The sequence below is a fragment of the Streptomyces sp. NBC_00038 genome (assembly GCF_026343635.1).
In the GTDB taxonomy this organism is placed as follows: domain Bacteria; phylum Actinomycetota; class Actinomycetes; order Streptomycetales; family Streptomycetaceae; genus Streptomyces.
Genome location: NZ_JAPELQ010000001.1, coordinates 712,723 through 733,123, shown reverse-complemented (window position 1 = coordinate 733,123; position 20,401 = coordinate 712,723). Strand labels below are relative to the sequence as shown.

Below are 20,401 nucleotides of genomic sequence, written 5' to 3'. Positions count from 1 at the left end.
ATCCGCCGGACAGACCCTAGGGAGCAGGATGCCCACGCCAACTCCGCGTCAGCCCCAGGATCTGGCGCACCTCCTGACGCGGGCCGAGCGGCTGGCCGCGCGCCGGCTCCAGAGCGTCCTCGACGAGGACGGCTGCTCGCTCGACGCCTGGCGGGTGCTCGCCCTGCTCTCCGACGGCGAGGGGCATCACATGACGGCGATAGCCGAGGCCGCCTTCCTGCCGCCCCCGACGCTGACCAAACTCGTCGACCACCTCGTCGACCAGAACCTGGTCCACCGCCGCGTCGACCCGCTCGACCGGCGCCGCATCCTCGCCTACCTGACCCCGCGCGGCCAGGCGTACTGGCGGCGCCTCGACCGTGAGGTCCGCGCCCGGTGGCCGGTGCTGAGCGACGGCGACGACGAGCTGCTGCGTGCCCTGCTGGGGCGCCTCACCGACGCGCTCGACGGAGCGGGCGCCGACACCACCCTCTGACACCTTCCGCAATCAAGGGGAACTCTCTGTAAGGCTGATCTCGCGGAGAGTGCTTTTGCTTGCCCGGAATTTATTTGGGCACCTGAAAGGTTGGTATATACATCCAGCTGAACATCCCGCTCTGCATCCAGCTATCGAGTACGTCGCGCGGCCGCTCCACCCGTCCGCGCCCGACCAGCGAGGCACCGTGAACCACTCAACCCCCGAACAGCCCGCCGACGTCGTCTCCCGGCTGCGCGCGACCTTCCGCTCCGGTCGCACCAAGCCCGTCGAATGGCGTACGACCCAGCTGCGCCGACTGCGCGAGCTGCTCACCACGCACGGCGAGGACATCGCCGCCGCCCTCCACGCGGACCTCGGCAAGAGCTCCACGGAGGCCTTCCGCACCGAGATCGACTTCACCGTGCGCGAGATCGACCACACCCTGGACCACCTCGACACCTGGCTGCGCCCCGAGTCCGCCCCGGTCCCGGCGCACCTCGGCGGCGACGCGAGCGCCTGGACGCAGTACGACCCCCTGGGTGTAGTCCTGGTCATCGCCCCCTGGAACTACCCGGTGCAGCTCCTGCTCACCCCGCTGCTCGGCGCGCTCGCCGCGGGCAACGCGGTGGTCGCCAAGCCCAGCGAGCTGGCCCCCGCCACGTCCGCCGTCCTTGCCAGGCTGCTGCCCCAGTACCTCGACACCGACGCGGTCGCCGTAGTCGAGGGTGCCATCCCTGAGACCACGGCCCTGCTGGCCGAGCGCTTCGACCACATCTTCTACACCGGCAACGGCACGGTCGGCCGCATCGTGATGCGCGCAGCGGCGGAGCACCTCACCCCCGTCGCCCTCGAACTGGGCGGCAAGTCCCCGGCGTTCGTCGACCGTGGCACCGACCTGTCCGTCGTCGCCGACCGCCTGGTCCGCGGCAAGTTCCTCAACGCCGGGCAGACCTGTGTCGCACCCGACTACGTCCTGACCGACCCCGAGACCGCCCGCGCTCTTGAGCCCGAGCTCACCCGGGCCGTCGAAGCGGTCTTCGGCGCCGAGCCGAAGACGTCCACCGAGTTCGGGCGGATCGTCAACGAGCGGCACTTCGACCGGCTCAGCTCGCTGCTAGGCTCCGGCCGTACGGTCACCGGCGGCGACAGCGACCGCGCCGTCAAGTACATCGCGCCGACCGTCCTCGCCGACGTCGACCCCAAGTCGCCCGTCATGGCGGAGGAGATCTTCGGCCCGATCCTCCCGATCGTCACGGCGGCGGACCTCGACGAGGCCATCGGGTTCATCAACGACCGCGACAAGCCGCTGGCCCTGTACGTCTTCACCGACTCGGACGCCACCCGGCAGCGGCTCGCCGCCGAAACCTCGTCCGGCGGCCTGGGCTTCGGCCTGCCGCTCGCCCATCTGACCGTCTCCGACCTCCCGTTCGGCGGGGTCGGTGAGAGCGGCATGGGCAGCTATCACGGCCGCTACTCGATCGAGACGTTCAGCCACCGCAAGGCGGTGCTGGAGAAGCCGCTCGGCTGACGCGGGAGGCGGGCGGTGGCCCGGGCCGGTTCTGAACCGGCCCGGGCCACCGTGCTGTTCAGGTGCACCGGGTGTCATGGAATGCGCCGGTATCGGGCGCGCCGCTCAATTGTCGCCGAATGCCCGGCAGTTCACCCGCCAACGTTGTCAGTTCGGCTTGGTCTATACCTTGACTGGTACAGACCAATGCGGTTGAGTGTGCCTCCACACCCCCCACCACGGCCGCCCCCGACGCCGTGCCGGCTCGGCCGGCGCGTGCGCCCAAGGCTCTGCTTCGCTTTGCTCTTGGTCGGGTGCGGCCGTGCTCCGCAAAGGAGTTGATCCTGTGTCGAGGCGCCGCATCTCCGCACTCATGGCAGCAGTCGTCATCGGAACCGCCGCACCGGTGCTCCTGCCGGCCGCGAGTGCTTCCGCCGCGGCTTGTTCGAGCTACCCGAGCTGGGTCGCCGGCAAGGCGTACGTCACCGGCAACATAGTCCGCTACACCGACGGCAAGGCCTACATCGCCGAGCACGACAACCCGGGCTACGACCCCACCATCAGCACCTGGTTCTGGGAGCCCTACGCCTGCGACGGCTCGACGACGCCCGTCGGGACCTTCCCCGTCACCGAGGCGCAGTTCAACCAGATGTTCCCGAGCCGGAACTCCTTCTACTCCTACAGCGGTCTGACGGCCGCCCTGAGCGCCTACCCGGCGTTCGCCAACACCGGCAGCGACACGGTGAAGAAGCAGGAGGCCGCGGCCTTCCTCGCCAACGTGAACCATGAGACCGGCGGTCTGGTCCACATCGTCGAGCAGAACACCGCCAACTACCCGCACTACTGCGACTGGAGCCAGTCCTACGGCTGCCCGGCAGGTCAGGCGGCGTACTACGGCCGCGGCCCGATCCAGCTCAGCTGGAACTTCAACTACAAGGCCGCGGGCGACGCGCTCGGCATCGACCTCCTCAACAACCCCTGGCTGGTGCAGAACGACGCCGCGGTGGCCTGGAAGACCGGTCTCTGGTACTGGAACACCCAGAACGGTCCCGGCACCATGACCCCGCACAACGCCATGGTCAACGGCGCCGGCTTCGGCCAGACCATCCGCAGCATCAACGGCTCCCTGGAATGCGACGGGCGCAACCCCGCGCAGGTCCAGAGCCGCGTCGACGCCTACAACCGCTTCACCTCGATCCTCGGCGTCACGCCCGGAGCCAACCTCTACTGCTGACGTCGGTCGGTGAACGCGTCCCCACGAGCGGCACCCTGAACACGTACACGCAGGGGCAAATCCTGTGCGAAGCTGCCGCGATGACCTCAGAGAAGATCACCGCGGCAGCAGCAGGCACCTGGAAACTCGGAGATCTGCCCGTCAACCGCATCGGATACGGCGCGATGCGGCTGACGGGCAGTGCGGCCTTCCATCTCGGCGTACCGAGCAACCGTGAACGCTCCATCGCAGTGCTGCGGCGCGCGATCGAGCTGGGCGTCAATCACATCGACACCGCCGCCTTCTACTTCTCGTCGCTGCGCTCCGCGAACGAACTGATCAACAGCGCGCTCGCCCCGTACGCGGACGACCTGGTCATCGCCACCAAGGTCGGGCCGCACCGCGACTACTCGGGGGAATGGGCCACCGCCGCCAGGCCGGACCAACTGCGCGGCCAGGTCGAGGAGAACCTGCGGCAGCTCGGCCGCGACCATCTCGACGTCGTGCATCTCCGCCGGATGCGGCAGGACTCCATCGCCGAGCACTTCGGCGCGCTGGCCGAACTGCGTGAAGCCGGCCTGATCCGGCACCTGGCGATCTCCGACGTCGGATCCGGGCACCTCGCCGAGGCGCAGGCCATCGCGCCGGTGGTGAGTGTGCAGAACAAGTACGGCCTCGACTTCCCGGACCCCGAGGCCGATGCCGTCCTGCGGACCTGCGGCGAACAGGGCATCGCCTTCGTGCCCTTCTTCGCGATCGCGGGCAAGGGCGGCGCACAGGGCGCCAGCGGCACCGATGACGAGGAGGTGCTCGCCGTCGCGGGTGCGCACGGCGCGACCCCCGCGCAGATCCGGCTCGCGTGGACGCTGCGACAGGGCCCACACGTGCTCGCCATCCCCGGCACGGGCAACCCGGACCACCTCGCCGAGAACGTGGCCGCGGGCGCGCTCCGGCTCACCGACGAGGAGTTGGCCCGCCTCGACGCGAGGCACACGCAGGGCGAGTGACCGCCCCGCTGTTCAGGATTCGGCCGCTTTGGGATCCACCGCGGGTGTGCCCAACCCGTCGATGAGCAGGTCCAGGAGCCGGGCCATGCGCGCCTCCCCCTCCTCGCCGGGGCCGGTACGCCACAGGAGTCCCAGCAACAGGGCGACGGCGCTGACGACCGCCTCGTAGATCTCACCCGCGAGGCCGTCGTCGGTGAGGGAGTGCGGTACTCCGACACGCCGTGCTTGATGCGCCCGTAGTGCGCGAGCCGGTCGAACCACAGACGCAGCGCCTCCAGCGGGGGGTGGTCCTCGAGCAGTTCCGGGGCGTACGCCGCGAGTTGGTCGACCTCGTGGCGGTAGACCGCAAGGATCAGCGCCCCGCGGGTGGGGAAGTGCCGGTAGAGAGTCCCCGGGCCGACGCCGGCCTTCTTGGCGATGGAGTTGAGCGAGGCGTCACTGGAGGCCGTGAACGCGTCGCGTGCGACCTCGATGATGCGGGCGCGGTTCTGCCGCGCGTCCGCCCGCACGGGCTGGTTCCGCCGCTCGGCCATGCTGCCGCTCCGTTCCTCCGCCAGGGATCGGTTGCGTACCGGAGACCTCTCCGTTACTGTCGAAAGCTATCCGGAGACCTCTCCGGTCAGCTTGAGCGTACGTGGGCGAAGGCGGTACGGACATGAAGGTCGTCCTCTTCGGAGCGAGCGGCATGATCGGGTACGGGGTTCTGCGGGCGTGCCTGGACGACGACGCCGTCCAGAGCGTCACCGCGGTCGTCCGGCGCCCCCTCGGCCTGCGCCACCCCAAGCTGCACGAGGTGGTCCACGCGGACTTCACCGACCTCACCGACGTGGCAGCGTCCCTCGACGGCGCCGACGCCTGCTACTTCTGCCTGGGCACCCCTTCGGCCGGACTCACCGAGGCTGAATACACCCGCGTCACCCACGACTACGCCCTCGCGGCAGCCCACGCACTCCTGCCCCTGAACGACGAGCTGACCTTCGTCTACGTGTCGGGAAACAGCGCCGACAGCGCGAGCAGGACGATGTGGGCGCGGGTCAAGGGCCGGACCGAGGACGCACTGCTTGCCCTGCCGTTTCACGCGTACGTCTTCCGGCCGACCTACATCCGGCCCCGGCAGGGCGCCCGCCCCGGAACCCGCTCCTACCGCCTGATGTACGCCGCCACCTCCTGGCTCTACCCCGTGCTGCGCCGCCTCTTCCCACAGCACATGACCACGACCGACACGCTGGGCCGCGCCATGCTCGGGGTGACACGGCTGCGGGGGAGCGGACCGCGCGTTCTCACCAGCACGGGGATCAACCATCTCGGCGCCCGGCCGCTGCCGGAGGTGACGTCATGACGGGGACCGTCCTGGTGACCGGCGGCACCGGATTCGTCGCCGGCTGGTGCATCGTCGAACTGCTGCGCCAGGGGTACGAGGTGCGCACCACGGTCCGCGGCACGTCCCGTCGGGAAGCCGTTCTGGCCGCTGTCTCCACGGAGGTGGACCCGGCGGACCGCCTCAGCTTCGCCGTCGCGGATCTGACGTCGGACGCGGGCTGGGCGGCGGCGGTCGAGGGCTGCGAGTACGTCCTGCACGTGGCCTCGCCGCTGGGCGCGGACGCGCCCAAGGACCCGGACGCCTTGGTCGTTCCGGCCCGGGACGGGGCACTGCGCGTGCTGCGCGCGGCCACGGACGCCGGGGTACGGCGGGTCGTCATGACGTCCGCGTGCGCCGCCGCGACGCCACCCCTGGCCGACCCGGACAGCATCAGCGACGAAACCCGCTGGACCGACACCGACGACCCGACCCTGACCGCCTACCGGAAGTCGAAGGCCGTCGCGGAACAGGCCGCCTGGCACTACATGCGGGACCAGGAGGGACCGACCGCACTGGCCACCGTGTTGCCGGGAGCGGTCTTCGGGCCACTGCTCGACGCGGCGAACCGGGGTTCGGTGCAGGTGATCGAACGCCTGCTGCGCGGGCGGCTGCCCGGGACGCCGCGGATCGGGTTCGAGGTCGTAGATGTGCGCGACCTCGCCGACCTCCACGTACGCGCCATGACCTCACCCGAAGCGGCGGGGCAGCGATTCATCGCGGCCGGGGAGTTCCTCTGGATGGCCGAGATCGCACAGGAACTGCGCGCGGCGCTCGGTGACGCCGCGGGGAAGGTGCCCACGCGGAAACTCCCCGACTTCGCGATGCGCCTGCTGGCGCGTTTCGACCCCGGCGTTCGCGCGGTCGTGCCGTACCTGGGACGCAGGCATCTGCACTCCGCCGACAAGGCGCGACGGATGCTGGCATGGCAGCCGCGCCCCGCCGCCGAGACCGTCACCGACTGCGCGAGGAGCCTCGCCGCCCACCAGGTGGCGTAGGCCCGATGCCATGGGCGGGCTGCCCCCGGGAGACTCAGCCCAACTGCTCGTGCAGGAAGGCCACCGTGCTCTGCCAGGCCTGCGCGGCCGACTCGGGGTGGTACACACTCGGACGTCCGTCGTTGAAGAAGGCGTGCTGGGCGGGGTACAGACGCAGGTCCGCAGTGATGCCGGACTGCCGTTGGATCGCCTCGCCCAGCTCGTCCAGCTTCTCCTTCGGAATGCTGGTGTCGAGTTCGCCGTAGTGCCCCTGGACCTGAGCCTTGAGGCCGGAGAAGTCGGGCAGCTCGCCCCGGATCACGCCGTAGAACGGCACCGCCGCACCGACACGCGGATCAGCAGCGGCCAGGTACAGGACGAAGCCGCCGCCCATGCAGAAGCCGACGGAGCCCACGGCGGCGGAGGTGACCTCGGGCAGCCCGAGGAGGTGGTCGACCGCGCCGGAGAGCAGCTCGACGCCGCGCGGCACCGGCAGCTCCCTCATCATCCGCAGCGCTTCGTCCTTGTCGTGGGCGACATTGCCGCCGTACAGGTCGGGGGCCAGAGCCACGAAGCCCTCCGCCGCCAGCCGGTCCGCGACATCCGCGATGTGATCGGTGAGGCCCCACCACTCCTGGATGACGATGACGCCGGGCCCCTGCCCGGACGGCGGCAGCGCCAGATAGCCGTGGGCGGTGGTCCCCGCGCTGGGGAACGTCACGTTCTGATGGGCGGGGGCTCCGGTCGACTTCGGCAGCTCGGACATGGCACTCAACTCCTGTGGGGACAGCGTCAGGTGGGGGCACGGCGGGCCGGCCCCGAGTCGATCTCCACCATGCCATGCCTGCGTGTGCTGCCTGCGCCCGGCCCGTGCGGACACCGCCCGCCATCGATCCGGGATGCGGACGGGGCGCTCGGGGGATGCCGTACCCTACGTGTTACGTATAACGCACGGAGCCCGCGGAGAGCCCCTGATGAGACGCATCGCCCTGGTCACCCTCGTCGTCGACGACTACGACGAGGCGATCCGCTTCTACACCGAAGCCCTCGGTTTCCGGCTCGTCGAGGACACCCCGCGGCCAGACGGCTCCCGCTGGGTCGTCGTCGAACCGGGCACGGAAGGCCAGGCCACGGACGGCCTGGGCACCGGGCTGGTGCTGGGCCGCGCCAAGGACGAAGCACAGCGCGCGCGGGTCGGCGACCAGACCGGCGGGCGCGTGGGCTTCTTCCTGCACACCGAGGACTTCGCCGGCGACTACGCACGGATGCGCGCCGCGGGCGTGACCTTCCTGGAGGAGCCGCGCCACGAACCGTACGGCTCGGTCGTCGTCTTCCAGGACCTGTACGGAAACCGCTGGGACCTGCTCCAGCCCGCCACCACCGCCTGAACCACCGAACCGACGACCTGCCGAGGAAACACACGCATGACCGCGCCCCGCATCGACATCGACACCATCCGCAGGCTCCCCAAGGCCGTCCTGCACGACCACCTCGACGGCGGCCTGCGCCCCGCCACCCTCGTGGAACTCGCGGAGTCGGTCGGCCACACCCTGCCCACCACCGACCCGGACGCCCTCGCCGCCTGGTACTACGAGGCCGCCAACTCCGGTGACCTGGTGCGGTACATAGCCACCTTCGAGCACACCCTCGCCGTGATGCAGAGCCGCGAGGGCCTGCTGCGCACCGCCGAGGAGTACGTCCTCGACCTGGCCGCCGACGGGGTCGTCTACGGCGAGGTCCGGTACGCGCCCGAGCTGATGGTGAACGGCGGGCTGAACCTGCCCGAGGTCGTCGAGACCGTGCAGGAGGGCCTGGCGGCGGGCATGGCCAAGGCGGCCGCCCAGGGCACTCCGGTGCGCGTCGGCACGCTGCTCTGCGGGATGCGGATGTTCGACCGCACCCGTGAGATCGCGGACCTCGCCGTGGCGTTCCGGGACGGCGGTGTCGTCGGCTTCGACATCGCCGGGGCCGAGGACGGCTTCCCGCCCGCCGACCACCTGGCGGCCTTCGACCACCTGCGCCGCGAGAGCGTCCCGTTCACCATCCACGCCGGTGAGGCCCACGGCCTGCCCAGCATCCACCAGGCCCTCCAGGTCTGCGGCGCCGAGCGGATCGGTCACGGCGTCCGTATCACCGAGGACATCGTCGACGGCAAGCTCGGCCGCCTCGCGGGCTGGGTCCGCGACCGCCGTATCGCCCTGGAGATGTGCCCGACGTCCAACCTCCAGACGGGTGCGGCGACTTCGATCGCCGAGCACCCCATCACCGCCCTGCGCGACCTCGGCTTCCGCGTCACCCTCAACACCGACAACCGTCTGGTGTCGGGCACGACGATGACCCGCGAGATGTTGTTGCTGGTCGAGCAGGCGGGCTGGACCGTAGAGGACCTGCGCACGGTCACCGTGAACGCGGTCAAGAGCGCGTTCATCCCGTTCGACGAGCGCAACGCCCTCATCCGCGACGTGGTCCTGCCCGGCTACGAGGCCACGCTCTAGCCCAGTCCCCGTACATAGGCGGCCTGGCCGACATGCTGAAGATCGTCGGACAGGACGCTGACCAGGCGCGCACCCAGGGTGACCGGCGGGTCCCAGCGCTCGTCCACCACGCGTTCCAGGTCCTTGGCACCCAGTCCGCGGACGAACCCCAGCGTCTGTGCGTGCACCGCGTCGTAGTAGCCGAGCAGCAGGTCGCCCGAGTCCACCCGGACCTGGGCGACCTGCTTGGGCGTGTGGCCGTACCCGGTGTCCGGATGCGGGAGCCCCAGCGCGAAGCGGTCGGCCCAGCCCTGGGAGAGCCAGACCTGTTCCAGCTCGGCCACGTCGGCGACATGGTCGTCCTGGACGCGGGTGAGATGCCAGATCAGCCAGGAGATCGAGTTGGCGCCGGCGGCGGGAGGGGTGTTGAGGCCGTCCGGGGGCAGTCCGTCGACCGCGGCATGGACGTCTTCCTGGATGCGGCTGAAAGCGTCGATGAGGATGTCCTTCGCATGCATGCGTCCACCATCGCGCACGGCGGTCCCTCACGCGCGCCGATTCCGAGGGCCGTCAGGCCCGCTCCTCCGGAGCGTCGAGCAGAACCATCAGCGCCCGGGCCGCCGGACTGGTGGCGTCCGGCGGCGGCAGCATGGCGACCGTCTCGTACGACGCCTCGGAGACGCCCTTGAAGGGGAGGGCGGTGAGATCGCCGGCCTCACGCTTGAGGCCGAAGTGCCGCGGTACGACGGCGATCCCGAGGCCCTCGTGGACGAGTTCCAGGAGGCTGTGTACGTCGTTGACCTCAAGGGTCACGGTTCGGTGGACGCCCGCGGCGGCGAAGGCCGCGTCCGTGGTGCGGCGTGGTCCCCAGTCGGGGTGGAAGTCGACGAAGGCCTCGCCGCCCAGTTCCTCGGGCGTGAGCACCGCGGCGGTCGCCAGGTGGTGCGCCCGATGGCACAGCACGGTCATCGGCTCGCTGGTCAGCGGGACCGAACGCAGCTGGTCGGTGTCCGCCTGGGTCCGCACGGCGAAGGCCAGATCGAGCCGCCCGGCGGCGACCTCCTCGGCCAGTGCCCCCGATCCCGCCTGCCTCAGACAGATCTCGACGTCAGGATGGCGGCGGCGGAAGGCGGCGAGGAGCGTGGCCACGTGCACCCCGGCGATGCACTGTTCGGCGCCGAGGGTGAGCGTGCCGCGCAGCAGGCCCTGCACCGCGGCCACGGCGTCGTGGGCCGAGCGGACCTGGGCCAGGATCCGCTCCGCCTCGCCCAGCAGAGCGCGGCCGGCCTCCGTGAGCGTGACCCGGCGGGTGGTACGGACGAACAGCGGAGCCTGGAGCTCCCGTTCCAGGGCGCGGATCGAGGAGGACAGGCCGGACTGCGACACCATGAGCCGCTCGGCCGCCCGGGTGAAGTGCTGGTCCTCGGCGACGGCGACGAAATGCTGGAGATGGCGCAGTTCCATGAAGGGCAAGGGTAGCCGCCGTGCGGTGACCGCCCTCGCCGATTGAGAAGCCCCGGTGCTGAATCCCATCCGATTCTCCCGTTGGACCGCTGCCCCAGCAGCGCGCGAGAGTGGAGACCTGATTTTCCCGGCATCTCAGGAGTACACGTTGTACACCGCACACACCGACCGTTACGCGGACATGCCCTACCGGCGCACCGGACGCAGCGGCCTGAAGCTCCCCGCGCTGTCGCTCGGCCTGTGGCACAACTTCGGCCCCGACCGGCCGGTGGAGACCCAGCGCGCGATCCTGCGCCGCGCCTTCGACCTCGGCGTCACCCACTTCGACCTGGCGAACAACTACGGCCCGCCGCCCGGTGCCGCCGAGTCGGCACTCGGCGACGCCCTGAAGGCGGACTTCACGCCCTACCGCGACGAGCTGGTCATCTCCACCAAGGCGGGCTACCTGATGTGGCCGGGCCCGTACGGCGAATGGGGCTCGCGCAAGTACCTGCTGTCCTCGCTGGACCAGAGCCTGGGCCGCATGGGCCTCGACTATGTGGACATCTTCTACTCGCACCGCCCCGACCCGGAGACTCCCCTCGAGGAGACGATGGGCGCCCTGCACTCCGCGGTCCAGCAGGGCAAGGCGCTGTACGTCGGCGTCTCCAACTACTCGCCGGAGCAGACCCGCGAGGCCGCCCGCATCCTGGGCGAACTGGGCACCCCGCTGCTCATCCACCAGCCGCGCTACTCGATGCTCGACCGCCGCCCCGAGGACGGGCTCCTCGACGCCCTGGACGAGCTGAAGATCGGCTCCATCGCCTACTCGCCGCTGGAGCAGGGCCTCCTGACCAGCCGTTACCTCGACGGCATCCCGGAAGGCTCGCGCGCCGCCAGTGACAGCCCGTTCCTGAGCGCGGACACGGTCACCGAGGATCTCGTACGACAGCTGCGCGCTCTCGACGAGATCGCCAAGTCCCGTGGCCAGTCCCTGGCGCAGCTGGCGTTGGCCTGGGTGCTGCGCGGCGGCCGGGTCACCTCCGCGCTCATCGGCGCGAGCAGCACCCAGCAGCTGGAGGACAGTGTCACGGCCACCCGCGCCCTGGACTTCGACCCGGAGGAGCTGGCCCGGATCGACGCGATCATCAAGGCGTGAGGCGCACGACCTCGCGGTCGGACGGTCCGGGGCCGACTTTCGCCCCGGACCGGTTCGTCCACAGGCCGCACACGCCGACCGCTACGCGTTGAGCCGCTCCTCCAGGCGGACGGTCACCGTGTCGCCCTCCGCCTTCCCGATCGCTTTGCGTACCTCGGCCTTCACCGGCAGCATGTGGGTGCCGTCTCCCAGGGCCATGAAGGAACTGCGGAAAGGATGGCCGTCGATCGTGCCGCTGACCTTGACCAGGCCGCGGGTTCCGAAGAAGGCGACGGACTCCGGCCATTTGACATAGGTCCAGCTGCCGGCCTCCGGGCTCTTCCTCAGGACCGCGGTGAAGTGCGCGTTCACCTTGCTCACGGTGTTCATGGATCCTCCCTTTCCGTAGGTGCCCTACTCAAAAGACCACCGTGAGCCGGAAAACTCATCGCGGGGCCACCGCCGGCCGCGCCGTGGCGAACTAAGCCGGAACGCGGTCGAGGAATCCGTGCACATTCCGGATTCGGTCCTCGCCGTCGAGAGTGATCACGTCGAATCCGGCGACGGGCGCCGAACCGTCCGCCTCGTCGACCAGCTCCCAGCCGAAGCGGGCGATGTCGTGGTGCCCGTCGACCGCGCCCGCGAGGCGGAAGGTGAAGCCCGGGAACTGCTCGTGCACCGAGGCGATCACGGCGGCTATCTGTCCGTGTCCCCGCACCGCGGCCAGCGGATCGGTGTAGCTTCCCTCCGCGGCCCACGCGGCGGCGACCGCCTTCGTGAGCGCGTCGGGTTCACCCGCGTTCCAGGCCTCGAAGTACCGGGCGACGGCATTCTCGTAACGGTCGTTGCTTGCGGACATGGTGGATCAGCCTCCATCAGGGCGGGGTTCTCACTGGTCAGGGGTCGGATTCCGGCGGGCGTTGCCCCGCTGGGTTCCGATACCGAAACCATGCCGGGAGACCGTCGCCGGCGTCGATTACCTCGCAGGTAAGGGCGCCCGACCGTGTTTCGGCCAAACCGGGCCGCGAATATGCCAGGAGACTGGCTGGAATGGCATGGTGACAGAGTGTCAGGAGTGGCGATACTCAAAGTCAAGGGCAATTCAGCCAAGCCCGCACAGCGTCATCATGCACCGCAGTAGCGCCATCATGCACAGCAGACGAGCCGCAGGGAAAGCGAGGCAGTACCGGCAGCGAGCGACGCGATGGGGGAGCGATCGTGCACGACGAATTCCTGTGCTATGTCACCGCCTACGGAATCTGCGGCGGTCAGCGTGTCGGCGTTCCGCTGGGCAGCTATCGCGCGCCCACCCTGGCGCTGGCCCTGTGGTGGATGCGGGACCGTGCCGCGTGGATGGCCGAGCGGCTCGACCCGCAGCCCGAGGATCCGACCTTCCCGCCGAACTCCATCGCGCCGGTGGGGGCAACCGTCCCCGACGTGCCGAGCGTCCTCCGTGCCTGGTGCGGCGACTCGACGCAACAGGAGCTGGTCGCCGACGACTTGGCCGCCGGGAAGCTCGTCCGTGTCGCCACCAACGACGACACCACCGAGTACGAGTTGATGGCCGAGTCCGTGGACGCGCGGCGCATGCAGAGGACCGCCGCCGCACTCGGCACCTCGGCGGCCTGACCGCCGAACCGCTCACCCCGGATCGCGCGCGGGACGAAGGTGTGCTTCCTGGATCGCGCGCCGGACGAACACGTCCGCCCGCATCCGACGAATACCTCCGCCCCCATCCCGGCGAATGGGCCCGTCGGGCGAATAAATGCACGAATAGCTAGAATTCAGACATGGCAGAGCGGCCGGTCGCGCCCATCGCTCCCGAACTCGTCCTCGAAACCGAGACGGGCTTCACGGTGATGAGTCCCAGCCGCGACTATCACGTCGGACGCGACCCGTTGAGCGATGTCGTCATCGACGACGCCCGGGTCTCCTGGCACCACGCGGTACTGCGCCCCGACGCCGACCACTGGACCATCGAGGACGAGAACAGCACGAACGGCACGTACGCCGACGGCAAGCGCGTCCATGAGTGGGGCGTAGGCCCAGGCACCGTCATCCGCTTCGGCAACCCCTCCGACGGCCCCCGGGCGAAACTCGTCGACCGGCCCCCGGAACGCCCCTCGGCCGTGTCCCTGCCCTTGGCCACCGGCACGTTCCGCCGGCCGACCACCGTACGGCCGCTGCCCGCCCGGACCGTCCGCATCGGCCGCGGCGGCGACAACGACCTGGTCATCGACGACCTGATCGTCTCGCGACGGCACGCGGAACTGCGGGCCCAGCCGGACGGGACGTACGAGATCGTCGACCTCGGCAGCCACAACGGCACGTTCCTCAACGGCCAGCCTGTCGCCCGGGCGCCGGTCACACCCGGTGACATCGTGGGCATCGGTCACTCCGCGTTCTGCCTCGTCGGCGACCAGCTGCAGGAGTACGTCGACACCGGCGAGGTCTCTCTCGACGTCCAGGACCTCATGGTCGCCGTCGACCACGGCCGTAAAACACTCCTGGACCAGGTGTCGTTTCCGGTCGGCGAGAAATGCCTGCTCGCCGTCGTGGGCCCGAGCGGCGCCGGGAAATCCACGCTCCTGAACGCCCTGACAGGACAGCGTCCCGCCGACCGCGGCACGGTCCTGTACGACGGCCGCGACCTCTACCGCGACTACGCCGAACTGCGCCAGCGCATCGGCCTCGTCCCGCAGGACGACATCCTGCACGCGCAGCTGACCGTGCGCAAAGCCCTCACGTACGCCGCACAACTGCGCTTCCCGCAGGACACCGCGAAGGCGGAGCGCCGTGCCCGGGTCGACGAGGTGATCGGCGAGCTCGGCCTCGAGCAGCGCGCCGACCAGCCCATTCACAGTCTGTCGGGCGGCCAGCGCAAGCGGGTCAGCGTGGCCCTGGAACTCCTGACCAAGCCGTCGCTGCTGTTCCTGGACGAGCCGACGTCCGGCCTCGACCCCGGCATGGACCGCTCCGTGATGCACATGCTGCGCGGCCTCGCCGACGACGGCCGCACGGTCATCGTGGTCACCCACAGCGTGCTCAGCCTCGACGTCTGCGACCGGCTCCTGGTGCTCGCGCCCGGCGGCAAGGTCGCCTATTACGGACCGCCCGAGGACGCTCTCGCGTTCTTCGGCTACGAGGAGTGGCCGGAGGCGTTCGAGGACTTCGAGCGGGACCACGACCGGGACTGGGCGGGGGACTACCGGGAATCGCCGTTCCACCGCCAGTACATCGACAACTCCACCTCACAGCCCTACCTGGCCCAGGCCGCCCCGGTCGCCTCCGTCGCACCGCCGCCCAAGGCCCAGAGCTGGGGTTCCCAGCTCGGCACCCTGGTCCGCCGCTATGCGGCCGTGCTCAGCGCCGACCGGACCTTCCTCGCGATCATGATCGCGCTGCCGTTCGTGATGGGCGCGATGGCCCGGGCACTGGCCGGCAGCGAGCTGGTCCAGGACTCGGTGATGGACGCGCTGCTCATCCTGTGCGTCGGCGGAGTCCTGACGGGCGCGGCCAACGCCGTGCGCGAACTGGTCAAGGAGCGGGTGATCTACCAGCGCGAGAGAGCCGTCGGCCTGTCCAGATCGGCGTACCTGATGTCCAAGATCGTGGTCCTCGGCACGATCACCGTGGTGCAGGCCGTCGTGCTGACCCTGGTCGCCCTGCTCGGCGTGGACCTCAACGCACCCGGCGGGGAAGGGGTGCTCATGCCGCCGCTCGTGGAGATCACGGCGGCCGTGGCCCTGCTCGCCTTCACGGCGATGATGCTCGGCCTCCTGGTCTCCGCCCTGGTGCGCAAGGAGGAGGTCACGATGCCCCTCCTCGTGCTGCTCGCCATCGTCCAAGTCGTCTTCTGCGGCGCGCTCCTGAAGCTGAACGGCGTGCCCGGCCTGGAGCAGTTCTCCTGGCTCGTGCCCGCGCGCTGGGCCTTCGGCGCGATGGCGGGGACGATCGAGATCGCCAAGATCCTCCCGGGGGACTCGACCGCCGACCCGCTGTTCCGGCACGAGACCGGTGTGTGGCTGCTCAACATGGGGATGCTGGTCGTGCTCTCCGTCGTCTTCGGGTACGCCGTGATCCGCCTGCTGCGGCGGCACGAACCCGCCGTCATGCGGAAGTAGGTGCGATGACGACACCCGACTTCCGCCCCACCCACGTGATCCCCCAGGACGGGCTGCCCGCCTGGGAGTCCCCCGACCCGTCCCGGCCCACGGTGCCCCTCGACGCGCTGCTGCCGGTCCAGCTGATCGACCGGCTCGGCGACTGGGGCCGGGTCGTCTGCGCCAACGGCTGGTCGGCCTGGGTCGACGGCCGCCTGCTGATCGCCGTACCGCAGGCGCCGCCCGCCGCCGGCAGCCCGCTCACCCGCACGGCCGACCCGCGCCCGCTGCTCGCCCGCGTCGAGGAAGCGCTCACCCGCTATCGGAGCGCCGCCGAGGATCTCGCGGCCGGGCGGCTCGACGGGCAGTCCTTCCGCGGCCGTACGCAGGGGCAGCGGATCGGGGTGGTCGTCGACGGCGAGTCCCTCTGGCTGTACGACGGCGAGCACGAGCGGTGGGTGTACTGCGACGGGACGCGGCTCAGCACCTTCGCCGCGTCCCAGAAGCCGGCCACAGCGGCGCGGGAGCCCGTACGGGAAGAGGCGCCGGCGGACCGCGAACCCACGCGGGTCGTGACCTACGACGAAGACGACCGGAGTGACGTCTGATGGGCTACGAGGACGACCGGAGTGACGTCTGATGAGCGATGGCGGGCGCCACGACACCAGCATCTTCTCCGGGCGCCCGTCCGACCTGATCGGACGGCAGATCGCCGGCTACCGGATCGAGCGGGAGATCGGCCGTGGCGGCATGGCCGTCGTCTACCGGGCCAAGGACCTGCGCCTGGACCGGACCGTCGCCCTCAAACTGCTCGCGCCGGAGCTGGCCCGCAACGACACCTTCCGCGGCCGCTTCACCCATGAGTCGCGGGTGGCGGCCGCCATCGACCACCCGAACATCGTGCCGGTATTCGAGGCGGGCGAGACGGACGGCGTCCTGTACATCGCCATGCGGTACGTCGCCGGACGCGACCTGCGTCATCTGCTCGACCGCGAGGGCCCGTTGCCCGTCAAGGTGGCCGCCCGGATCGCCGTCCAGGTCGCGTCCGCGCTCGACGCGGCCCACGACCACGGGCTGGTGCACCGGGACGTGAAACCCGGCAACATCCTGGTGGCGCAGGGCACCGACAGCGACCACCCCGAGCACGTGTACCTCACGGACTTCGGTCTGACGAAGAAGTCGCTGTCGCTCACCGGGTTCACGAGCGTCGGCCAGTTCGTCGGAACGCTCGACTACGTGGCTCCCGAGCAGATCTCGGGCAAGCCGGTGGACGGCCGGTGCGACGTCTACAGCCTCGCCTGCGTCGTCTACGAGACGATGGCCGGGAAACCGCCCTTCCAGCGCGATGACGACATGGCGCTGCTCTGGGCCCACCAGTACGACGAGCCGCCACCGCTGACCGAGAAGCGGCCCGACATCGCCGCCCCGGTGGACGGCGTACTCGCGAAGGCGCTGGCGAAGAGCCCCGACGACCGTTACGACTCCTGCCTCGCCTTCGTGGCCGCGCTGCGGGTCGCAGCGACCGGCGCCACCGACGCCGGACACGCACCGACGCAGGTGGACCGGCGGGCTGTCGGGGCCCCCGAGTTCAGTCCGCCGCCCGATCCGCCGGACTGGGCCCGGCCGGTGTTTCCGGGGTAACTCGTCTCCGACGGCTCTTGGGCGACGAATGTCCTGCGGGGGTAAACCCCCCTCAGCACAGGCCAGTTGGCGGGATGTGACGATCGGTGGAGACCGGCGAAGCTCGTCCGTATGACGAAGATCAAGCGAAACGCCGCCCTGCTTGCCGCCTCCGCCGCCGTGCTCAGTCTCACCGCACCACTGACCGCGACGGCGTCGACCGCCGGTGCCCCCGCACTGTTCGACTGGGCGAAGTGCGAGGGAAGCGGGCTCGATCCGCGGCAGCAGTGCGCGACCGTCGAGGTGCCGATGGACTACGCCGACCCCGATGGCGAGAAGATCGGTATCGCCGTCTCCCGGATACCCAGCGAGAACCCGCAGGCGCGTCGAGGTGCCCTGCTGCTGATCCCCGGCGGGCCCGGCGGCTCCAGCCTCAACAACCCTTCGGGCAAGGGGCAGGACCTGCCGCAGGAGGTGCGGGACACGTACGACCTGATCGGGTTCGACCCCCGCGGGCTAGGCCGCTCCACCCAGGTCACCTGTGGTCTGGAGTACAGCGACCTCGCCACGTCGAAGCTGCGTCCCTGGCCCGCCCCCGACGGTTCGATCACGGAGAACATGGCCACCGCACAGCGGATGTCGGACGCCTGCGCGCGCAACGGCGGCGAGCTGATCAAGCACATCAGCACCGCCAACGAGGCCCGTGACATCGACCGCGTCCGCGCGGCGCTCGGCGAGCGGAAGCTGTCCGCGTGGGGTGTCTCGTACGGGACGTATGTCGGCGCCGTCTACAGCCAGTTGTTCCCGAACCGCACCGACCGCATCGTGCTGGACAGCAACGACGACCCCGACCACACCCGGGTCTCCCGGGCCTGGCTCGCCGGTCACGAGGCGGGCGTCGAGGACACCTTCCCCGAGTTCGCCAAGTGGGCCTCGGCGCCCGGCAATCCGGACCGGCTGGCCGAGACGGCGGACGAAGTGCGGCCACTCTTCCTGCGCCTCGCCGCGAAGCTGGACCGCGAATCGATCCCCTGGCCCGGCGCGAACCCGGAGGAGCTGAATGGCAATGTGCTGCGCCAGACCATGCTGGACAGCCTCTACGCGCCCAGCGGCTTCCCACACCTGGCCCGGTTGATCCTGGCCGCGCAGAAGGGCACGCTGCCGCCGGCGCCCCCCGCGCCGCCCGAGTCGGTCCTGCAGAACGTCACCGCGGTCGGCGCCGGGACCCTCTGCAACGACATCGCGTGGCCCAAGTCGGCCGCCGCGTACGAGCAGGGAGTTGCCGAGAGCCGGGTCAAGTACCCGCTGACCGCGGGCATGACCAGGAACGCCATGGTCTGCGCCGCCTGGCCGTTCACGCCGAAGGAGCCCCCGGTACGGATCACCGACCGCGGCCCCTCCAACATCCTGCTCATCCAGAACGAGCGTGACGTGGCCACCCCGCTCAGTGGCGCCCTGAATCTGCGCAACGCCCTCGGCAAGCGCGCCACCATGGTCACCGTGAACTCCACCGGTCACGACGCCTATCTCGCCAACGGCAACGAATGCGGGGACCGAACCGTCTCCCACTACCTGGCGACGGGGGAGCGCCCCCACCGGGACACCTACTGCGGCTAGCGGGCGTGTACTCCGGGTTCCTCGGCGCCGATCTCGCCCTTGCGGTGGACGCCCTTCGCGAGCAGGCCGCCGAGGAACCCGGTGACCAGCCCCCACAGCGCGGCGAACCCGAGCGCGGTCCACACCTTGGGCCGCAGGAAGAGTTCGCCGCTCAGACCGCCGCCGATGTCGCCGATGCCGAGGATCGACAGACCGTAGTGCGCGGAGATCCGGGCGACGAGATAGATCATGAGCACGGTCAGCACGAGCGCGACCGCCATGTGCACGGCGTGCTGCCACAGCCGCATCCGGGCCGGTGAACGCGCGGCCATCAGGAACGCGGCCGCGAGGAGCAGGACCGCGTCCACGACCAGCAGCCACCACACCTTGCTGTCGTAGTCCGCGAGCGTACTCAGATTGAGGGTGGAGATGTCCGGAGTGCGCAGCACCTCGTCGAGGAGATGCGGCATCGGCAGCCCGAAAGGCCCGTCCACGCGCCCGGTCCAGGTGGCGCCGAGACCGAGCGTGAAGGTGAGCCACACGAGGTTCGGCAGTCCGAGGAGGATCACCGCGAACGTCTCGGCGGTGTGCCCGCGCGTCGCCGCGACCACCAGGGCGATGACCACGCCCAGGGCGACGTACGCGAGCAGCAGCGCGACCATGGCGAACGCGGCCGGACGCACCGACTCCTGGAAGCGCAGCAGCCGGGGCGGGAGCGGGGCCCCGCGCGAGACCAGCAGGGCGATGACGAGGACGCCCGCGAGCCACAGCACGCCGAAGACCAGCGTCAGCGGTACGTCGGTCGTGAAGCCGACCTTGGGCGAGGCACCGAACAGGTCGCCGATGTCGCCGATCGATCCGTCCCCGAGGGAGATGCTGAAGTCCTGGCGGGCGAAGAGCGCGAGTCCGACGAGGGCGAGCAGCCACAGAACGGCGATCCGGGCGGCCCACCCGGCCAGTTCGGGGGCTCCGGCGACGGCCCGGTGCCGCAGCGGCCGCAGGAACCCGGCGGCGATCACCAGCGCTCCGGCGAGCGTGACCGACAGGGGAATCACCGTCAGCCCCGCCTGGGTGTCGGCGATCACTCCGGCGTCGCCCGAGAGCTCGATGGTGCCGCCGACGGCCGTGACGACGGTGGCCGCGACCACCCGCGGGAACGCGTTGTCGGGGAGGTCCGCCGCACCGGCCGCCCACAGCCCGAGCGCGGCGACCACCCCCATGACGATCAGCCCGGCCAGCACCGCCAGGACGGCCTGGAGCCAGCCGTGGTGGGCGGCCGACTGGCCTCCGTGGCGGACAACTGCCTGGTCGGACGGTGTCTGGGGGGTCACGCTGCCACGCTAAGCAGCGCCGACGCGGTCCGCCCGCCGGGAGGGGCCGACCGCGTCAGCTTGCGGACGGTACGGGACCGGAGCACACAATGGGCTCGTTATGTGAGAAAACGACAGATAGCTTTTGAAGCGTCATCAAAGACTTTAAGAGGCATGAAAGCCTTGAAATGACGCAGAG

The 20,401-nt window shown here is 70.3% G+C and carries 21 protein-coding genes and 1 pseudogene; 14 read left to right on the top strand and 8 right to left on the bottom strand.

Annotation, left to right across the window (positions count from 1 at the left end):
- Positions 1-28: 28 nt before the first annotated feature.
- The 4 genes from OG219_RS03500 (at position 29) to OG219_RS03485 (ending at position 4,184) form a co-directional block, all read left to right on the top strand.
- On the top strand, positions 29-475 hold the full coding sequence (locus OG219_RS03500) for a MarR family winged helix-turn-helix transcriptional regulator (RefSeq protein WP_266822717.1): 447 nt from the start codon (positions 29-31) through the stop codon (positions 473-475).
- A gap of 133 nt (positions 476-608) precedes the next feature.
- On the top strand, positions 609-1,985 hold the full coding sequence (locus OG219_RS03495) for an aldehyde dehydrogenase family protein (RefSeq protein ID WP_266835989.1): 1,377 nt from the start codon (positions 609-611) through the stop codon (positions 1,983-1,985).
- 325 nt (positions 1,986-2,310) lie between these two features.
- Positions 2,311-3,198, top strand: a complete 888-nt coding sequence (locus tag OG219_RS03490) for a glycoside hydrolase family 19 protein (protein ID WP_266822715.1) — start codon at positions 2,311-2,313, stop codon at positions 3,196-3,198.
- A gap of 80 nt (positions 3,199-3,278) precedes the next feature.
- Complete coding sequence (locus OG219_RS03485) at positions 3,279-4,184, top strand: aldo/keto reductase (protein WP_266822713.1); 906 nt, start codon at positions 3,279-3,281, stop codon at positions 4,182-4,184.
- Positions 4,185-4,196: 12 nt separating this feature from the next.
- Here OG219_RS03485 and OG219_RS03480 read toward each other — a convergent pair whose 3' ends face one another.
- Entirely contained in the window at positions 4,197-4,445 is a 249-nt protein-coding gene (locus OG219_RS03480; RefSeq protein ID WP_266822711.1) for a hypothetical protein, read from the bottom strand.
- 125 nt (positions 4,446-4,570) lie between these two features.
- Positions 4,571-4,717 (bottom strand): annotated as a pseudogene (locus OG219_RS03475) (TetR/AcrR family transcriptional regulator); the annotation flags it as partial.
- Positions 4,718-4,839: 122 nt separating this feature from the next.
- Here OG219_RS03475 and OG219_RS03470 point away from each other — a divergent pair.
- Together OG219_RS03470 and OG219_RS03465 are read left to right on the top strand one after the other, a co-directional pair.
- Positions 4,840-5,523, top strand: coding sequence for an NAD(P)H-binding protein (locus OG219_RS03470; protein ID WP_266822709.1), 684 nt, complete (start codon positions 4,840-4,842; stop codon positions 5,521-5,523).
- The gene (locus OG219_RS03465; protein WP_266822707.1) at positions 5,520-6,539 is read left to right on the top strand and encodes an NAD-dependent epimerase/dehydratase family protein; all 1,020 of its coding nucleotides are present in this window, start codon (positions 5,520-5,522) and stop codon (positions 6,537-6,539) included. Before OG219_RS03470 ends, OG219_RS03465 begins: the two co-directional genes overlap by 4 nt.
- A 34-nt stretch (positions 6,540-6,573) precedes the next feature.
- On the opposite strand, the gene OG219_RS03460 is transcribed toward OG219_RS03465, so the two are convergent.
- Entirely contained in the window at positions 6,574-7,284 is a 711-nt protein-coding gene (locus tag OG219_RS03460) for a dienelactone hydrolase family protein (RefSeq protein WP_266822705.1), read from the bottom strand.
- Between the two features lie 208 nt (positions 7,285-7,492).
- On the opposite strand from OG219_RS03460, the gene OG219_RS03455 reads away from it, so the two are divergent.
- On the top strand, positions 7,493-7,906 hold the full coding sequence (locus OG219_RS03455) for a VOC family protein (protein ID WP_266822703.1): 414 nt from the start codon (positions 7,493-7,495) through the stop codon (positions 7,904-7,906).
- A gap of 36 nt (positions 7,907-7,942) precedes the next feature.
- Positions 7,943-9,013, top strand: coding sequence for an adenosine deaminase (locus OG219_RS03450; RefSeq protein WP_266822701.1), 1,071 nt, complete (start codon positions 7,943-7,945; stop codon positions 9,011-9,013).
- Here OG219_RS03450 and OG219_RS03445 read toward each other — a convergent pair.
- Both OG219_RS03445 and OG219_RS03440 read right to left on the bottom strand, forming a co-directional pair.
- Entirely contained in the window at positions 9,010-9,510 is a 501-nt protein-coding gene (locus OG219_RS03445; RefSeq protein WP_266822699.1) for a DinB family protein, read from the bottom strand. The two genes, OG219_RS03450 and OG219_RS03445, sit on opposite strands and share 4 nt — an antisense overlap.
- A gap of 52 nt (positions 9,511-9,562) precedes the next feature.
- Positions 9,563-10,456, bottom strand: coding sequence for a LysR family transcriptional regulator (locus OG219_RS03440; protein WP_266822697.1), 894 nt, complete (start codon positions 10,454-10,456; stop codon positions 9,563-9,565).
- Positions 10,457-10,604: 148 nt separating this feature from the next.
- On the opposite strand from OG219_RS03440, the gene mgrA reads away from it, so the two are divergent.
- Positions 10,605-11,594, top strand: a complete 990-nt coding sequence (gene mgrA, locus OG219_RS03435; RefSeq protein ID WP_266822695.1) for an L-glyceraldehyde 3-phosphate reductase — start codon at positions 10,605-10,607, stop codon at positions 11,592-11,594.
- A gap of 81 nt (positions 11,595-11,675) precedes the next feature.
- On the opposite strand, the gene OG219_RS03430 is transcribed toward mgrA, so the two are convergent.
- A complete protein-coding gene (locus OG219_RS03430; protein ID WP_266822693.1) occupies positions 11,676-11,963 on the bottom strand; it encodes a DUF1905 domain-containing protein in 288 nt (95 codons plus the stop codon).
- A gap of 91 nt (positions 11,964-12,054) precedes the next feature.
- Positions 12,055-12,432, bottom strand: a complete 378-nt coding sequence (locus OG219_RS03425) for a nuclear transport factor 2 family protein (protein ID WP_266822691.1) — start codon at positions 12,430-12,432, stop codon at positions 12,055-12,057.
- A 359-nt stretch (positions 12,433-12,791) separates the two neighbouring features.
- Between OG219_RS03425 and OG219_RS03420 the strand changes: the two genes are divergently transcribed.
- The 5 genes from OG219_RS03420 to OG219_RS03400 all read left to right on the top strand — a co-directional run bounded on the left by OG219_RS03420 (position 12,792) and on the right by OG219_RS03400 (position 18,913).
- Positions 12,792-13,202, top strand: coding sequence for a hypothetical protein (locus OG219_RS03420; RefSeq protein WP_266822689.1), 411 nt, complete (start codon positions 12,792-12,794; stop codon positions 13,200-13,202).
- Between the two features lie 161 nt (positions 13,203-13,363).
- Positions 13,364-15,697, top strand: coding sequence for an FHA domain-containing protein (locus OG219_RS03415; protein ID WP_266822687.1), 2,334 nt, complete (start codon positions 13,364-13,366; stop codon positions 15,695-15,697).
- A 5-nt stretch (positions 15,698-15,702) separates the two neighbouring features.
- Positions 15,703-16,284 (top strand): hypothetical protein, encoded by a 582-nt coding sequence (locus tag OG219_RS03410; RefSeq protein ID WP_266822685.1) that lies wholly within the window; start codon positions 15,703-15,705, stop codon positions 16,282-16,284.
- A 31-nt stretch (positions 16,285-16,315) separates the two neighbouring features.
- Positions 16,316-17,317, top strand: coding sequence for a serine/threonine-protein kinase (locus OG219_RS03405; RefSeq protein ID WP_266822683.1), 1,002 nt, complete (start codon positions 16,316-16,318; stop codon positions 17,315-17,317).
- Between the two features lie 111 nt (positions 17,318-17,428).
- Positions 17,429-18,913 (top strand): alpha/beta hydrolase, encoded by a 1,485-nt coding sequence (locus OG219_RS03400; RefSeq protein WP_266822681.1) that lies wholly within the window; start codon positions 17,429-17,431, stop codon positions 18,911-18,913.
- On the opposite strand, the gene OG219_RS03395 is transcribed toward OG219_RS03400, so the two are convergent.
- On the bottom strand, positions 18,910-20,223 hold the full coding sequence (locus OG219_RS03395; protein WP_266822679.1) for a streptophobe family protein: 1,314 nt from the start codon (positions 20,221-20,223) through the stop codon (positions 18,910-18,912). The genes OG219_RS03400 and OG219_RS03395 overlap by 4 nt on opposite strands.
- Positions 20,224-20,401 lie beyond the last annotated feature (178 nt).

Bases quoted from the DNA above. Each gene is read 5' to 3' on its own strand.
- OG219_RS03500 (WP_266822717.1), top strand. From the start codon at position 29: ATGCCCACGCCAACTCCGCGTCAGCCCCAGGATCTGGCGCACCTCCTG.
- OG219_RS03485 (WP_266822713.1), top strand. From the start codon at position 3,279: ATGACCTCAGAGAAGATCACCGCGGCAGCAGCAGGCACCTGGAAACTC.
- OG219_RS03470 (WP_266822709.1), top strand. From the start codon at position 4,840: ATGAAGGTCGTCCTCTTCGGAGCGAGCGGCATGATCGGGTACGGGGTT.
- OG219_RS03465 (WP_266822707.1), top strand. From the start codon at position 5,520: ATGACGGGGACCGTCCTGGTGACCGGCGGCACCGGATTCGTCGCCGGC.
- OG219_RS03460 (WP_266822705.1), bottom strand. From the start codon at position 7,284: ATGTCCGAGCTGCCGAAGTCGACCGGAGCCCCCGCCCATCAGAACGTG.
- OG219_RS03455 (WP_266822703.1), top strand. From the start codon at position 7,493: ATGAGACGCATCGCCCTGGTCACCCTCGTCGTCGACGACTACGACGAG.
- OG219_RS03450 (WP_266822701.1), top strand. From the start codon at position 7,943: ATGACCGCGCCCCGCATCGACATCGACACCATCCGCAGGCTCCCCAAG.
- OG219_RS03445 (WP_266822699.1), bottom strand. From the start codon at position 9,510: ATGCATGCGAAGGACATCCTCATCGACGCTTTCAGCCGCATCCAGGAA.
- OG219_RS03440 (WP_266822697.1), bottom strand. From the start codon at position 10,456: ATGGAACTGCGCCATCTCCAGCATTTCGTCGCCGTCGCCGAGGACCAG.
- OG219_RS03430 (WP_266822693.1), bottom strand. From the start codon at position 11,963: ATGAACACCGTGAGCAAGGTGAACGCGCACTTCACCGCGGTCCTGAGG.
- OG219_RS03425 (WP_266822691.1), bottom strand. From the start codon at position 12,432: ATGTCCGCAAGCAACGACCGTTACGAGAATGCCGTCGCCCGGTACTTC.
- OG219_RS03415 (WP_266822687.1), top strand. From the start codon at position 13,364: ATGGCAGAGCGGCCGGTCGCGCCCATCGCTCCCGAACTCGTCCTCGAA.
- OG219_RS03410 (WP_266822685.1), top strand. From the start codon at position 15,703: ATGACGACACCCGACTTCCGCCCCACCCACGTGATCCCCCAGGACGGG.
- OG219_RS03405 (WP_266822683.1), top strand. From the start codon at position 16,316: ATGAGCGATGGCGGGCGCCACGACACCAGCATCTTCTCCGGGCGCCCG.
- OG219_RS03400 (WP_266822681.1), top strand. From the start codon at position 17,429: ATGACGAAGATCAAGCGAAACGCCGCCCTGCTTGCCGCCTCCGCCGCC.